Genomic DNA, 14,864 nt, shown 5'->3' on the forward strand with positions numbered 1-14,864 from the left:
CGAGGAGTCCTCATGGAAGTCATCGACCACACCCAGCCCGCCGCTCCCTTCGATTGGGAGAAAGTCACCGAGCCTCTGTTCGGCAACATCCCCATCACCAGCATCGTCACCGCCGACTATCAGCCGCGCCAGACCTTCAATGACGACACCCTGCAAGAGCTCGCCGAGAGCATCAAAGAACATGGCATCAACCAGCCAATCCTTTTCCGCCAGGCGAAGGACCGGCCTGACATGCTGGAACTGGTCTCGGGCGAACGGCGCTTGCGCGCTGCCATCATTGCCGGGCTGGACCACGTCCCCGGCATGGTCAAGAGGATGACCGACGAAGAGGCGGCAGCCTTCCGCCTGGTCGAGAACATGCAGCGCGAGAACGTAGCGCCGCTGGAAGAAGCTCAGGGCATCAAGCGCCTGATGGACGAGTTCCACTTCTCGGTCGATGACATTATCAAGAAGCTCGGGAAGAAGCGCGGCGTGATCTACGGCAGCCTCAAGCTGCTGAACCTGTCAGCCACCGCGCAATCCCTAGTGGTCGAGAGCAAGGTGCCGGCATCGACGGCCCTCCTGGTCGCGCGTATTCCGGTACCGGCCCTGCAGGAGAAGGCCATGGCCGAAATCGTCAGCAACGGCGGTGCGAATGAGCCGATGTCGTTTCGCGCAGCCAAGCAGCACATCGAAGACCGCTACATGCTGGACCTGAGCGAGGCGGATTTCTCGCTGAAGGATGCCAAACTGATCAAGGCCTGCGGCGCATGCTCCGAGTGCCCGAAGCGGACCATCAATAGCCCCGAAGATTTTCCCGGAGTGACGGCAGACCTCTGCACGGATCCTGACTGCTTTGAAGCCAAGGAAGCTGCGCATCACAAAGCCGTCGTTGCCACGGCATTGAAGCGCAAGATCCCCGTCTTTGCTTGCCGAGTCGACGCCAATAACGACTTCCCCGGCACTGATTTCGTCTCCGGCGAGCACGCCCGCATGCACCAGTTCGAGCGCCTTGTGAGCTATTCCTCGAACCTACTCAGTCAGTCCGGCCTGCAGAAGTCTGATTACCCAACCCCAGCCGCCTACTACATGGAGGATGAGAAGGCGTTTCCGCTTTATGCGAAGAAAGCGATCCAAGCTGCTCTTGAGAAGGCTGGCCTGGCTAGAACCGAAGTAGAGGAAGAGGAATTCGAAAGGCAGGAAGAGCAACAGCGCGTCGAACTGGCGAAGGAGAAGCAAGCGACGGAAAAGGAAGACCCCGCTGCCGTTCTACGCAAACGTGTTGTTGATATCAACTGGAAGATCGCCAAGGCCTATAACGCTTTCCATGAAGAGCTCCTGGAGGAGATCAAGGATCTCGTCGATCAGCAGACCTTACTTCCGATCTACCGGACTCTGGCTGTGTTCTCAGCAGGACAGGCTGCGCGCTCCGAACAACTCAGTTTTTCGCAGAAAGTGGATGAGTCCTATAACGTCGATTTTATGGACGCAGCCGCCGTCGAGGAGTTGGTCGAGCACGCCTCCGATGAGGATATATGCCGCTTGCACCTTGACGCGGTACTCAGCAACATTCCGAGTGTCTACGGCGGCGCCATTGATGGTGGCCTGATCAAGTTCGAGGATGAATGGGAAGAGTGGAATTATCAGCACTACCAGATCCTCATCAAGCTCGGAAACATCTGCGGCATCGACATCGACCTGGCGCGAGACAAGCACCTCGCTGAGCCGCTGCAGGAGCTTGCCGAGGCAATGACGCCTGCCAAGGAAGAGCCGGCCGAAGAGCATGCCGACACGCCCAAGCCCAAGGCCACGAAGAAGCAGCCTGCCCGCCCAAAAAAAGCCGCGTCAGCACCAGAGGCTGATCCCGCCGCTGCGTGGCCCTTCCCGAAGTCGAAGGAAGGATTGTGAGCGGCCATCTGCGCAGCAGGGCGAAGCGCGCAGCCCGTAAGCACAAGCACCAGGTCGTCCGCGACCACGGCAGCCTGACGATGGCACAGATGCCGTGGCGCATGCGAGCCACCTTCGGCCCGGTGGAGGATCTGCTCACCGCGCTGGAGACCACTGGCGACATCGATGCCGACAAGGATGGTGCCGTCTACCGCGCGCCGAGTGGGCATGCCTGGTACAACCTGGCCGGCGCAATCGAGGGCTTTGCGGAGTTCTACGACGCACACGCCAGAATCAGTGGCCGCGACATGCCGACGCAGTCACTCCACCAGCTGGCGAACAAGTTCTCCTACGGCGTGATGATCTTCCAGTCCGATGTCGACGCAGTGCGCCGCGACTTGGCCATCCTCAAGCAAGAGACGCTTCCGATGACGGAGCACTACACCACGACCATCATTCAAAGTATGACGGAGGAAGCATGCTGATTAAGTGCATAGACGACTTCACTCGCCAATTCGGTGCACCAGCGGACTGGGACGGTAAGGATATGTCGTGCGGCGTTCTACCGGTCCTCGATGTCCAAACGGCGGAGGGGAATTTCATGTTCTCGGCTTGGGAGCCGACCCCGCCCGAGCTGGAAGCGCTGAACAAGGGCGCCAATATCATCCTGGGCGTGCGCGGCACAGTGCACCCTGTCGTCTCGGTACAGGTGGCAGCAGATATCACCCCGACCGAAAAGCATCCGGACGATATCGCAGTGGACCAGTTCGCAGAGGCGATGAAGGCGAAATTGGCTGACGCACGCGCCAAAGGTCGCAGCGGCTGGAAGGAATGCGATCCCGTTGAACTGTCCCATATGCTGCGCGAGCACGTCGAGAAGGGCGATCCGCGCGATGTGGCGAACTTCTGCATGTTCCTGTGGACCCTGGGAAAACCCATCGGGGATGCCCGCCCAGTGATTGGCCTACAGCTCACGCCGCTGGATGGCATCCAGGTATGGATCGAGGCATACACCAATGCCAACAACGGCCCACACTTCATGGGCCATGGCCGAATCGTTCAGCTCATGCGCGAGTATCTGGCGCTCCGCAAGTTGCTTGCCCAGCGCACCCTGCCTCCGCTTCCTGAGACGCACTACAACGGCTCGGGCGATGGCAGTGAGCCCCTATACACGGCGGACATGCTGCATCTGTATGCCAGCCAGTATGCTGCCTCTCTTGCGCTGCCTGTCGGGCGGGCGCCGACCGATGATCAAGTCAAGTCGGCCATCCGAGAACTGGACGAGTGTGAGGCATTCGATGACAACGGCGTGACCGATGAGGCTGTCGCCATCATCCGCAAGATGTTCGCTTCCTTGCCGATGGCGGATAAGCTGGATGCGGAGCGGTTGCACTGGATTGACGAGCAGCGCTCAGACTTCAATCACGGCGTCGTCCTCGGCCTGCACTTCATTAAGGGCAAGTCCGGCCAGCAGTTCCATGGCAAGACACTGCGCGCAGCCATTGACGCCGCCCGCGCCGCACGCTGCGAGCCAGCAGAAGAAGGAGGGAAATCGTGATCGCGCCGATGAAGATCTATTTCGACATAGACGAGCTTTGCGCCGCGACGACGCTCAGCGAGACGACGATTCAGAAAATGGTTCGTGAGCAAGCGTTCCCGGCTCCGCGCCACCTTGGTGGCCGTCGTGTTGGATGGCTGGTGAAGGAGATTCTGGAGTGGGCTGAAAACCGCCCAGTCTCAGATCTTCCACCACCACCCAACACCGGAGCTAAGAAGCCTGGTCGCCGCCAGCAGCAATCTGCTCCAGCCGTTCAGACAGGCGCGTGAGCCACTCGCGCCTTTCTTTGTCGTATTTGTGGCGGTTGTAGACTCCCCGCACGCCTTCCAACATATGCCCGAGGATCATTTCAGCGATGTCCTCCGGGCACCCCATCGCAGCCAACAGCGTCCGGGATGTCCGGCGCAGATCATGGGGCGCCCAGCCTGATACTGGCAGGCGCTTGCGCTGCGCCTCCGGCCTACTTTTATTCTCTGGCCGGTGATAATGCACTGCCACCCCCACGTTCTTCTGCTCCCACACCTCGCCCTTCCGCCCCGTGAACAGGTAGCCGTTCACCGGATCCTGCAGCCGACGCTTGACGACTGTAAGAGCCCGGCCGACCAGCGGGATGCGATGGTCAGTGGCGCCACCCTGGCGCCGATTCTTCGTTTTCGCCTTCGGTATCGTCCACCACCAGCCATCAGTCTCTTCAGATATTTCACTATTGTGGATCTGGCAGATCTCAGTGCCCCGTGCGCATGTCCACAGATACATGGTCAGGATGTCTTCGTTGGTGGCGGTGAAGTTTGGCAGCCATGGGATTAGAAGCGCCAGCTCGGCCTCGGATAACACCCGCTTGTCCGTTCCTCGGTACTCACCGCGCACCTGGTGGCCACGGCTCCGGAACTGCCCACGCATGATGTCACGCCAAAAATTCGGGGTATCGTCCGGAAGGTTGCCGGCGTCGAGGCTGTATGACCAGGCGGCACCGAGCTCGCGCCGGAGATTAGCGCCCTGGACCGGGATATGCAGGAACTGCTGCAGGAAAGCGAAGGCATCGCGCCGGCTGACTGTTATTGCGGCCCGATCTCCGAACTCTCCCAGCATGGTATCGAAGGTGCGCTTCACCTCACGGTAGCCCTTATCCATCCGGTTCACGCGGATGTGGCCCTCGAGGTAGAAGCGGCAAACTTCCGCGACGGAGAGGCTGGTCAGCCTCTCCGACTCCTTCATCGAATCAGCCAACTCCTGCGCCTGCTTGCGACCGTCTCGGCGTTGCACCGCCAAGTCGACGCCGGCATCGCGCTCGACCTTCAGCTCTTCCCAACGTACAATCGCGGCCGCGACCGACATTGCCGGCCAGGCACCGATCTTCACCTGGCGCATCTTCCCGTCGACGGGACTCTTATAGCGGTAGACCCAAGTCCGTGTAGACTCGGTGGCTTGCAGGCGAAGCCCAGGATGATCCGGCACCACCAGGTGCTGACCAGGCTGCAGCAGCTTCGCCGCCCTTGCGTCAAAATACATGCCCCCTCCGGCGTAACTTTTCACCACACGTGTGATGCGCCGGGATTGTAGCGTAACTTCGCCCCGAGGCGAGTCGAAAAACTTACGCTAAAAGCGAAGTGAACACTTCCTTTTACGATATTTGGCGGGGAAACCATTTACGCCACACGAAACAGCAAAGCCCTTATGAATCAAGTAGTTAAAGAAAATTCAGCCTTAAATCAACGGTTTAGCGAACAGGAGGTTTCGCGTCACACGCCAATGATGCAGCAGTACCTGCGCATCAAGGCCGACCATCCCAACACGCTGGTGTTCTACCGCATGGGCGATTTCTATGAACTCTTCTTCGAGGATGCCGAAAAGGCCTCGCGCCTGATGGGCGTCACCCTCACCCAGCGCGGCTCCTCCAACGGCAACCCGATCAAGATGGCAGGTGTCCCCTTCCATTCGGTGGAGCAATACCTGGCACGCCTGATCAAGCTCGGCGAATCGGTGGCGATCTGCGAACAGATCGGCGACCCGGCTACCAGCAAGGGCCCGGTGGAGCGCAAGGTGGTGCGGGTCGTCACGCCCGGCACCCTGACCGATTCCGACCTCTTGCCCGAGAAATCCGAGCGCTGCCTGCTGGCCATGCAGCTGCTGCCCTCGAAGTCGCGCAAGCAGATGCAGGTCGGCCTGGCCTGGCTGTCCATGGCCAGCGGCGCGCTGAAGATGATGGAATTCACGGTCGAGAGCAGCTTGCTCGATGGCCGCGTGAAGCAGGAACTGGAACGCATCTCGGCCGCCGAGGTGCTGGTGGCCGATGGCCAGCTGGAGCAGTGCGAGCCGCTCCTGCCCAACCGCGCCGTGACAGTGCCGGACTGGCATTTCGACCAGCCCAGCAGCGAGAAGGCCCTGCTCGATCAACTGGGCGTGGCCACCCTGCACGGCTTCGGTGCCGATGGCCTGGGCCTGGCCATCTGTGCCGCCGGTGCCCTGCTGCGCTATGCGCAATCGACCCAGGGACGCGGCCTGCAGCACGTGCGCACGCTCACGGTCGAATCCGAAAATGAATTCATCGGCCTGGATGCCGCCACCCGCCGCAACCTGGAACTGACCGAAACCATCCGCGCGCAGGATGCCAATGCCCTGGCCCCGACGCTGTTCTCCACGCTGGACCACTGCCGTACCGCGATGGGCTCGCGCCTGCTGCGCCATTGGCTGCATCACGCCCTGCGCGACCAGCAAGTCGCGCGCGAACGCCATGCCGCCATCAATGCACTGATGCGCACCGATGCCTGCTCGGGCCTGTCGGCCACGCTGGCGGCCGTGCCCGACATCGAACGCATCACCACCCGCATCGCCCTGCTCTCGGCCCGTCCGCGCGACCTGGCGGGCTTGCGCAGCGGCCTGCAGCAGCTGGGTTCATTGCGTGCCTACGTGGAGATGTGCGCCCGCGACGCTGAAGCACCGCTGCTGGGCCAGTTGCACGAAGACCTGGCCACGCCCGTGGAATGCCTGGACCTGCTGGAACGCGCCATCATGCTGGAGCCAGCCGCCATGGTGCGCGACGGCGGCGTGATCGCGCGCGGCTATGACGCTGAACTCGATGAACTGCGCGGCCTGTCGGAAAACGCCGGCCAGTACCTGCTGGAACTGGAAGCACGCGAGCGTGAACGCACCGGCATCGCCAACCTGCGGGTGGAATACAACAAGGTGCATGGCTTCTACATCGAGGTCACCCACGGCCAGACCGACAAGGTGCCGGAAGACTATCGCCGCCGCCAGACCCTGAAGAATGCCGAACGCTACATCATCCCCGAGCTGAAAGCCTTCGAGGACAAGGCGCTCTCAGCGCAGGAACGTTCACTGTCGCGCGAGAAATTCCTCTACGAGCAGCTCCTCAATGACATGGGCGCGCACATCGTGCGCCTGCAATCCATCGCCCATGCGCTGGCCCAGCTCGACACCCTGGTGGCCCTGGCCGACCATGCCGTGCGCAACAACTGGTGCGCGCCGCAACTGGTCGATGAGCCCTGCATCCAGATCGAGCAAGGCCGCCATCCGGTGGTGGAGAACCAGATCGAACGCTTCATCGCCAATGACTGCCAGCTCGCCGCCGAGCGCAAGCTGCTGCTCATTACCGGTCCCAACATGGGTGGTAAATCGACCTTCATGCGCCAGGTGGCGCTGATCACGCTGCTGGCCTACGTGGGCAGCTTCGTGCCCGCCACCAGCGCGGTGATCGGACCGATCGACCGCATCTTCACCCGCATCGGCGCTGCCGATGACCTGGCCGGGGGCCGCTCCACCTTCATGGTGGAGATGACCGAATCGGCCTCCATCCTCAACAACGCCACCGAACATTCGCTGGTGCTGATGGATGAGGTCGGACGCGGTACCTCGACCTTCGACGGCCTGGCCCTGGCCTGGGCGATTGCCAAGCACCTCATCGACGTGACGCGCAGCTTCACGCTGTTTGCGACCCACTACTTCGAACTGACGCAACTGCCCGAGATCCACCCGACGGCGGCCAACGTGCACCTGTCGGCCGTGGAGCACAAGGACAGCATCGTGTTCCTGCATGCCGTGCAGAGCGGCCCGGCCTCGCAGAGCTACGGGCTGCAGGTGGCGCAGCTGGCGGGGGTGCCGGCACCGGTGATCCGCGCGGCGCGCAAGCATCTGTCGGCGCTGGAAAGCCAGTCCATGCAGCCGACGCCGCAGTTCGACCTGTTCAGCGCCCCTTCCTTCATGGAAACGCAAGAGGAAACTGAAGAAGCGGACCATGAACGCAATCCCGCCAGCGCGGTCGAACCCGATCCGCTGGCCCAGGCGCTGCTGCAATCGCTGGAGGGTATCGACCCCGATGCCCTGACGCCGCGCCAGGCGCTGGATGCGCTCTACCAGTTGAAGGCCCTGAGCCGGGGACAATAACAACACCACGGGGACGCCGGCTTCGTGCCGCCCTTTGAACCGCAGAGAGACTGCATGCCGATCCGCCCGATCCGACGCATCCTGCTGTGCACCTGCTTCACCGCTGCCATCCTGATGGCGGGCGGTGCGGCGCAGGCCGCCGGGCAGGATTTCTCGTTCGGCGTGATCAACCATGCCGCGCCCGGCGTCAAGGGCGACCAGGCGCTGCGCCAGGCGCTGACCGAGACCGATGCCGACAACCTCGCCTTCGTGGTGGTCAATGGCATCAAATCCCCCTCCGAAAGCTGTGATGACGCGCTCTATGCCGAGCGCCACGAGATGCTCTCGCAGGCACAGAACGGCATCTTCGTGTCGCTGGCTGGCAGCGACTGGATCACCTGCCGCGACCGCGAGAACCGCTCGGACGCCATCGAACGCCTGGCCCGCATGCGCGAGATCTTCTATGCCAGCGAATTCTCGCTGGGCGCGAGCCGGCTGCCGATGCTGCGCCAGTCGCTCACGCCCAAGTTCCGCAGCTATGCCGAGAACACCCGCTGGGAAATCGGCAACGTGCTCTTTGCCACCGTGAACCTGCCGGCGGCCAACAATCACTTCCTGCTCGATGGCGGCCGCAACAATGAGTTCGAGGACCGCCTCATCGCCAACCGCAACTGGCTGCAGCATCTGTTCGCCTTTGCCGCCTTGAAGAAGAGCGCGGCCATCGTCTTCTTCAGTGATGGCAATCCCTTCGGTCCGCCGCCCAAGCGTTCCTTCTTCCGCACCCAGCGCGATGGCTTTGCCGAGACGCGCAAGCTGTTCTCCGAGCTTGCCGGCAAGTTCCAGGGGCGGGTGCTGGTGGTACATGCCCAGGGCGGCAAGAACAAGGCACCCGCCCATATCCTCTGGACCGGCAACCTGGGCAGCGTGGGCGTGGGTGAGCGCTGGCTCAAGGTGGTGGTGGATGACCATCTGCCACAGCTGTTTGCGGTGGCAGATGCGGATGGAGAACGGCGCTAGCTGCCCGATGCCAGGTACAAGATCCTTGCCGGTAAACGGATTTTTACGGTTTAAATGAAGAAAAACGCCCGCAGAGCGCATCTGCGGGCGTTTTTGCATGGTCGCCGGAAGGAAAATCCCGATTTCCGGGATCGGCTTGCGGCGCTGCGATCAGAATTCAGCGATCAGTTCAGCGGCTGGCTGCGGAAGTGGTCGCCGGCGTCGCCTTCATCTTCATCATCGTGGTGATGATGGTGGCCGTGGGCACCGTGGACGTGACCGTGGGCCACTTCTTCTTCGGAGGCGGCGCGCACTTCGGTGACCGCCAGTTCAAAGCGCAGCGCGATGCCGGCCAGCGGGTGGTTGCCATCGAGCACGGCCTTGCCGTCCGCCACTTCGGTGACGGTGAAGATGACCGACTCTTCGCTGTCGTCATCGGGCGAACCTTCGAACTGCATGCCCACTTCCAGCGGTTGCGGCAGGCGCTCGACCGGCTCGATCTTGACCAGCTCGGAATCATATTCGCCGAAGGCATCTTCCGGTTCGACCTGGATGGTGGTGCTGTAGCCGACTTCCTTGCCGTCCAGCGCTTCTTCGATCTTGGGCAGGGTGTTGTGATAGCCACCGTGCAGGTAGACCATCGGCTCGCTGCTTTGCTCGATCAGGTTGTTCTGGGCATCCGACAGCTTGTAGTTGACGGAAACGACGGTATTCTTCGCGATCTTCATCGTAAGGGTCCTTTGTATCGATAGTGGTGCGGGAGCGGCAGCTGCTGCGGAAGCGTCGCGCGGGACACCTGCCACCCGGGTTGGGGCCTAAGAACCATCCCCTTGCCATTCCCGCGAGGCAAGGACGCTTTCAAAAACGGTATCTCGACTCCGCGATTATACCTGCATCAAACTTGGCCGCCGCCAATGGCGTACGGCTGCGCTGGCACCTCTATAATGGCGACCATGAAAAAACTCGATCTGCTCGGCGGCATCACGCCCGCCCAATTCCTGCGTGACTACTGGCACAAGAAGCCGCTCCTGATCCGCAACGCCATCCCCAATTTCACCGCGCCGCTGCCGCGCCAGGAACTGTTCGACCTGGCCCGCCGCGATGATGTCGAATCGCGCCTCATCACCCATCGCACCGATGGCTGGGACATGCAGCACGGCCCCTTCAACAAGCTGCCGCCCCTGAAGCAAAAGGCCTGGACCCTGCTGGTGCAGGGCGTGAACCTGCACCATCCGGCCGCCGATGCCCTGCTGCGCCAGTTCCGCTTCGTGCCCGATGCACGCCTGGACGACCTGATGATCAGCTACGCCACCGATGGCGGCGGCGTCGGTCCGCACTTCGATTCCTATGATGTTTTCCTGCTGCAGGCCCACGGACAACGCCGCTGGCGCATCAGCGCGCAAGACGACCTGACGCTGGAAGAAGGCGTGCCGCTGAAGATCCTCAGCCACTTCCAAGCCGAACAGGAATTCGTGCTGGAACCGGGCGACATGCTCTACCTGCCGCCGCAATACGCGCACGACGGCGTGGCCATCGGCGAATGCATGACCTATTCGGTCGGCTTCCGCTCGCCAGCCTACCAGGAACTGGGCGAATCCTTCCTTGAATTCATGATGGATACCATCGACCTGTCCGGCCGCTATGAAGATCCTGACCTGAAAGCCACCGCCAAGCCCGCCGAATTGCCACTGGACATGGTGGCGCGCATCCGCGACGAGCTCAACAAGATCCGCTTCACCGACGACGACATCACCATCTTCCTGGGCGAGCATCTGTCAGAGCCCAAACCCAGCGTTTTCTTCGAAGCACGGACCGAGGAATTATCTTTTGCTCGCTTTTTCCAGGGCGCGAAGAAACGCGGTCTGGCGCTGCATCGCAAGACGCGCATGCTGTACCGTGGCTCTCACGTCTTCATCAATGGCGAATCCTTCCAGGTCAATCGCGGCGACAAGGGGATCCTGGCGCGATTGGCAGACTCGCGTGTGCTGGAGAAATCCGACCTCGACCTGGCCTCCGAAGACCTGCTGGAAGCCTTGCACCAATGGCATGAAAGTGGCTGGCTCGACATCATTCGAGATTAATGAAATTTATTGCGGACACTTCTCGAAATTACTTTAGAAAATCCCGGAGAGCGGCTTGCGCCAAGACTTTCCGGGCCGCTGAAAAGGGATGTAAGTTCTTACAAATTCTTACGAATTCCCATAGTGGCGATGTGATTCCGGAAAAAAATAGCTATAATGATGGGCTGGAAAGTTTTCGTTGTCAGGCGTTGTTTCGGCAGTAAAAAAGAAGCAAGAACCGAAGCCCGACCGTGAGGTCTTACCCGCGGCGAAAGCCTCCCAGTAGAGCGATAATTACCGGTAATTATTCATCGCACAATTTTTAAATATTGAAGGAATATTCATGAAAAAGACTCTGTTGATCGCTTCGTTGTTGGCTGTTGCCCTGGCTGCTTGCGGCAAGAAGGAAGAAGCACCGGCACCTGCTGCTGCTCCTGCTGCTGAAGCTCCGGCCGCTGCTGCTCCGGCTGCTGATGCAAAGCCGGCTGACGCCGCTCCTGCTGCTGACGCTGCCAAGCCGGCTGACGCCGCTGCTCCGGCTGCTGATGCGAAGCCTGCTGACGCTGCCGCTCCGGCCGCTGATGCAAAGCCGGCTGAAGCCGCTCCGGCCAAGTAATCTTCGGATTATTTTCGGAAAAAACCGGTCGCAAGACCGGTTTTTTTTCGTCCCGAGTTTTGTTGTCGTTTTGTTTTTGCCGGGCGTTCCAGTCCGAAACTTCATATCACTGTCTTTTCTCTTCACTTGGCACGTGAAGCAGCCTTCACTTCAGATCTCCCGGACATTGCCCTCGTTTGATCCAGCGCAAACCGCTCAGAACGGCCCAGGAACGCATCGCCGCATTCAATCCTGGCTCACCCACTGACAAGGACCTGACAAGCCCGCAGAAGCCGCATTTCTTATCGAAGACACAATATCGCAGCAGACGAGACGGAACCGCGGACCGGGATCAAATCAAGGCCCATCAAGCTGAAGAAAAAGAGAAACAAATTGTTTCTGACGCAGCGCACCCAAGACACAGACAGCCTGACAAAGGGCTGACCCACTCGCGTTTTGCGATCAGACGTCCAGCCAGGCGAAGCCTTCTTCCTGACAGGCGATGCCGATCTCGCCAAAAGTGGTGCCGAGTACGCTTTCGATGGCCGCGCGGGCCAGTTCGGGAGTGTTGTTCTGCTGGCTCAGGTGAGCGCCGATGACGCGCTTGAGCCGGCTTTTGTCGAGCAGCCGCAGGATCTCGGCGCTGGCGTCGTTGGCCAGATGGCCGTAGTCGCCGCCGATGCGGCGCTTGAGGAAGGCGGGATAAGGCGAGCGATCCAGCATGTCGCGGTCGTGATTGCATTCCAGCAGCAGCGCATCGCAGGCATCAAGGGCCTGCACCAGGTGCGCAGTCGGCTGGCCGGCATCGGTCAACACGCCGAGGCGACGATCACCATCGCTGGCCACGTACTGGACCGGCTCGCGGGCATCGTGCGGAACGGTATAGGGCGAGAGTTCGAGATCGCCGATGGCAAGCTTCTGGCCATCGGCGCAGAAACGTACATCGACATCGTTGGCCTGCTCGGCCACCGCCTGCCAGGTGCCATAACTGAGCCAGACCGGAATGCGATAGCGCCGCGCGAATTTGAAGACGCCGCTGACGTGGTCCGAATGCTCATGCGTGACCACGATGGCCGAGACATCGGAAGGATCCAGGCCCAGGCGCAGCATGCGCTTTTCCGCTTCGCGCAAAGTAAAGCCGCAGTCCAGCATGACCGTGGTCCCCGAGGAGGGACGCTGGTCGCCGGCTGCGGCCGAGATCAGCAGCGCATTGCCTTCGCTGCCGCTACCGAGGCTCGCGAACTTCATCTGAGCCCCGGGTCCTGCTTACTTCAGCTGTTCGTTGAGCAGGCCGAGGATCTTGTCGGAGATACCCGAGGTATCCGGACCGCCCTCGCCGTTCTGCACGACGATGTTGCTGCTGTCGGAACCGGCACCCTTGACCACGATGCGGTACTTGGCAGCCTTCTTGTCCTTGTCCTTGGAGCTGAAGATGCGCGAGAAGAAACCGTCATCCTTCTTGTCCTTGGCATCCTGGTTCTGGTCCACGTAGCGCACGAAGTAGATGCCCTGGCTGCGGTCGCGGTCTTCCACGGTGAAGCCCACGCGGTCCAGTGCCAGGCCGACGCGACGCCATGCGCGGTCGAAGCCTTCATCCACTTGCACGCTGGTGCCGGTGGCGGTCTTCTGCAGGCGCGAACGGGCTTGCAGCGAGGGAGCATTGGCCACGGCTGCCTTGGCCTTGGTTTCTTCTGCACCCAGGCGCACCATCAGGCGCGACAGGAATTCAGCTTCCAGGCCAGGATCGGAGGGACGTGCGGTCCAGACCGAGGTTTCCTTGGCCGAACCGGTCAGCACTTCTTCGGCACCGCGATGGCTGATGAAGATTTCGGTGGTGCCGTTCGGGCCGCGTTCCAGACGGGTGCGGAACTTGTCGCGCTCGCCGGTGGAGTACAGCGAATCAAACACCTTGCCCAGGGTATTGCGGATGAAGTCCTGCGGGATCTTGGCGCGGTTCTCGGCCCAGTCGGTTTCCATCACGCCGGTATCGGGCGACTCGATATTGATCAGGAATCCGCTGTCCTGCCAGAAGTCCTTGATCTGCGGCCACAGCTGTTCCGGGGTCTGCTTGACCACCAGCCAGCGCTGCGAGCCATCGCGCTCGATACGGATTTCGTTGCCCTTGGACGTCGGTGCCACGGAGGTGACATCGGTGGTCGGCTTGTTCTGCTGTTCCAGCTGGTAGCCGGAAGCAGTGGCCACACCCTTGTTGGCTTCGGGGATGGCGTAGCGGTTGTCGCGCTGCAGCTGGGTCAGGTCGGGCGGCACTTCCAGGCGCGGGCCACGGGCCTTTTCGGCGCTCTTGTAATCGATACGGTCGCCTTCGAGCATGTTGCCGATGGACGAGCATCCTGCCAGTCCGGCCAGCGCCAGTGCGACGACGATGCTGCGTTGGGTAAGTGTGTACGCGGAGCGGGAGACCGGACGAACGTTATTGCTATTAGTCATATCGTTACTAGTGAAAGCGGAATCGGATTTCAGGAGACCTGCGCCAAAACGGCCAAGCCGATCAGTTTAAGACGCCGGACTCGCGCAGGGCAGCGCGCACGGTGTCGTGGAAGGACTCGCCCAGCGGCGCCAGCGGCAGGCGCATGCCCGACGGGATCAGCCCCATCTCCTGCATGGCCCACTTGACCGGCACCGGGTTGGGTTCGACGAAGAGCTTGTTGTGCAGCGGCAGCAGCTTGTTGTTCAGTTCCACGGCACGGGCGATGTTGCCGCTCATGGCAGCCACGCACAGCTCGTGCATGTCGCGCGGGGCGACGTTGGCCGTCACCGAGATGTTGCCGGCGCCGCCATACAGCATCAAGGCGATGGCGGTGGCGTCATCACCGGAGTAGACAGCGAAGTCCTTGGGGGCCAGGCGGATCAGGTCGGTGCCGCGGCCGATGTTGCCGGTAGCATCCTTCACGCCCACGATGCCCTTGACCTGCGCCAGGCGCAGGATGGTCTCGTTGCTCATGTCTGCGACCGTACGGCCGGGCACGTTGTACAGGATCACCGGCAGATCCACCGCTTCGGCGATGGTCTTGAAGTGCAGGTACATGCCTTCCTGGGTCGGACGGTTGTAGTACGGCACCACCTGCAGCGAGGCGTCGGCGCCGACCTTCTTGGCGAAGGCGGTCAGCTCGATGGCTTCGGCAGTGGAATTGCCGCCGGTACCGGCGATGATGGGGATGCGTTTGGCCGTGTGCTCGACCGCGACCTTGATCAGTTCGCAGTGCTCTTCCATCGAGACGGTGGGCGATTCGCCGGTGGTACCGACGATGACGATGCTGTCGGTTCCCTCGGCGATATGCCAGTCGATCAGCTTGCGCAGGCCATCGTAGTCGAGGCTGCCGTCCGGATGCATGGGAGTGACGATTGCAACAATGCTACCCTTGATCATGGTGTGCGTATGTAAGGTGGT

Annotated in this window: 13 protein-coding genes; 8 read left to right on the top strand and 5 right to left on the bottom strand. The window is 61.3% G+C overall.

What is annotated here, in order from left to right:
- The first annotated feature begins 12 nt into the window (after nucleotides 1-12).
- The 4 genes from JOD78_RS17780 to JOD78_RS17795 are packed head-to-tail and all read left to right on the top strand — an operon-like array spanning nucleotide 13 to nucleotide 3,693.
- Nucleotides 13-1,887, top strand: a complete 1,875-nt coding sequence (locus JOD78_RS17780) for a ParB/RepB/Spo0J family partition protein (RefSeq protein WP_209570843.1) — start codon at nucleotides 13-15, stop codon at nucleotides 1,885-1,887.
- Complete coding sequence (locus tag JOD78_RS17785) at nucleotides 1,884-2,351, top strand: hypothetical protein (RefSeq protein WP_209570844.1); 468 nt, start codon at nucleotides 1,884-1,886, stop codon at nucleotides 2,349-2,351. The genes JOD78_RS17780 and JOD78_RS17785 overlap by 4 nt, the downstream gene beginning before the upstream one ends.
- Nucleotides 2,345-3,424, top strand: a complete 1,080-nt coding sequence (locus tag JOD78_RS28035) for a hypothetical protein (protein WP_245202192.1) — start codon at nucleotides 2,345-2,347, stop codon at nucleotides 3,422-3,424. The genes JOD78_RS17785 and JOD78_RS28035 overlap by 7 nt, the downstream gene beginning before the upstream one ends.
- A complete protein-coding gene (locus tag JOD78_RS17795) occupies nucleotides 3,421-3,693 on the top strand; it encodes an AlpA family phage regulatory protein (RefSeq protein ID WP_348534273.1) in 273 nt (90 codons plus the stop codon). Before JOD78_RS28035 ends, JOD78_RS17795 begins: the two co-directional genes overlap by 4 nt.
- On the opposite strand, the gene JOD78_RS17800 is transcribed toward JOD78_RS17795, so the two are convergent.
- The gene (locus JOD78_RS17800; RefSeq protein WP_209570845.1) at nucleotides 3,635-4,933 is read right to left on the bottom strand and encodes an integrase arm-type DNA-binding domain-containing protein; all 1,299 of its coding nucleotides are present in this window, start codon (nucleotides 4,931-4,933) and stop codon (nucleotides 3,635-3,637) included. The genes JOD78_RS17795 and JOD78_RS17800 overlap by 59 nt on opposite strands.
- Before the next feature lie 240 nt (nucleotides 4,934-5,173).
- Here JOD78_RS17800 and mutS point away from each other — a divergent pair, with 240 nt between their 5' ends.
- Nucleotides 5,174-7,825, top strand: coding sequence for a DNA mismatch repair protein MutS (gene mutS / locus JOD78_RS17805; RefSeq protein WP_245202194.1), 2,652 nt, complete (start codon nucleotides 5,174-5,176; stop codon nucleotides 7,823-7,825).
- A 54-nt stretch (nucleotides 7,826-7,879) separates the two neighbouring features.
- A complete protein-coding gene (locus JOD78_RS17810; RefSeq protein ID WP_204725761.1) occupies nucleotides 7,880-8,821 on the top strand; it encodes a hypothetical protein in 942 nt (313 codons plus the stop codon).
- Between the two features lie 164 nt (nucleotides 8,822-8,985).
- Here the strand turns inward: JOD78_RS17810 and JOD78_RS17815 are convergent, their stop codons facing one another.
- Nucleotides 8,986-9,528 carry a peptidylprolyl isomerase gene (locus JOD78_RS17815; protein ID WP_088754969.1) on the bottom strand — a complete coding sequence of 181 codons (543 nt, stop codon included), beginning with the start codon at nucleotides 9,526-9,528 and terminating at the stop codon, nucleotides 8,986-8,988.
- A 225-nt stretch (nucleotides 9,529-9,753) separates the two neighbouring features.
- On the opposite strand from JOD78_RS17815, the gene JOD78_RS17820 reads away from it, so the two are divergent.
- Nucleotides 9,754-10,881: a cupin domain-containing protein gene (locus JOD78_RS17820; RefSeq protein WP_209567208.1), complete on the top strand. Its 1,128-nt coding sequence runs from the start codon at nucleotides 9,754-9,756 to the stop codon at nucleotides 10,879-10,881.
- 322 nt (nucleotides 10,882-11,203) lie between these two features.
- On the top strand, nucleotides 11,204-11,476 hold the full coding sequence (locus JOD78_RS28040) for a hypothetical protein (protein WP_075259113.1): 273 nt from the start codon (nucleotides 11,204-11,206) through the stop codon (nucleotides 11,474-11,476).
- A 441-nt stretch (nucleotides 11,477-11,917) separates the two neighbouring features.
- Here the strand turns inward: JOD78_RS28040 and JOD78_RS17830 are convergent, their stop codons facing one another.
- The 3 genes from JOD78_RS17830 to dapA form a co-directional block, all read right to left on the bottom strand.
- Nucleotides 11,918-12,703, bottom strand: coding sequence for an MBL fold metallo-hydrolase (locus JOD78_RS17830; RefSeq protein WP_121044979.1), 786 nt, complete (start codon nucleotides 12,701-12,703; stop codon nucleotides 11,918-11,920).
- Between the two features lie 18 nt (nucleotides 12,704-12,721).
- A complete protein-coding gene (gene bamC / locus JOD78_RS17835) occupies nucleotides 12,722-13,903 on the bottom strand; it encodes an outer membrane protein assembly factor BamC (protein ID WP_121044981.1) in 1,182 nt (393 codons plus the stop codon).
- Between the two features lie 61 nt (nucleotides 13,904-13,964).
- Nucleotides 13,965-14,843 (bottom strand): 4-hydroxy-tetrahydrodipicolinate synthase, encoded by an 879-nt coding sequence (gene dapA / locus JOD78_RS17840; protein WP_039784688.1) that lies wholly within the window; start codon nucleotides 14,841-14,843, stop codon nucleotides 13,965-13,967.
- Between the last annotated feature and the right edge of the window lie 21 nt (nucleotides 14,844-14,864).

This window comes from Herbaspirillum sp. 1130 (assembly GCF_017833835.1).
Lineage (GTDB): Bacteria > Pseudomonadota > Gammaproteobacteria > Burkholderiales > Burkholderiaceae_D > Herbaspirillum > Herbaspirillum huttiense.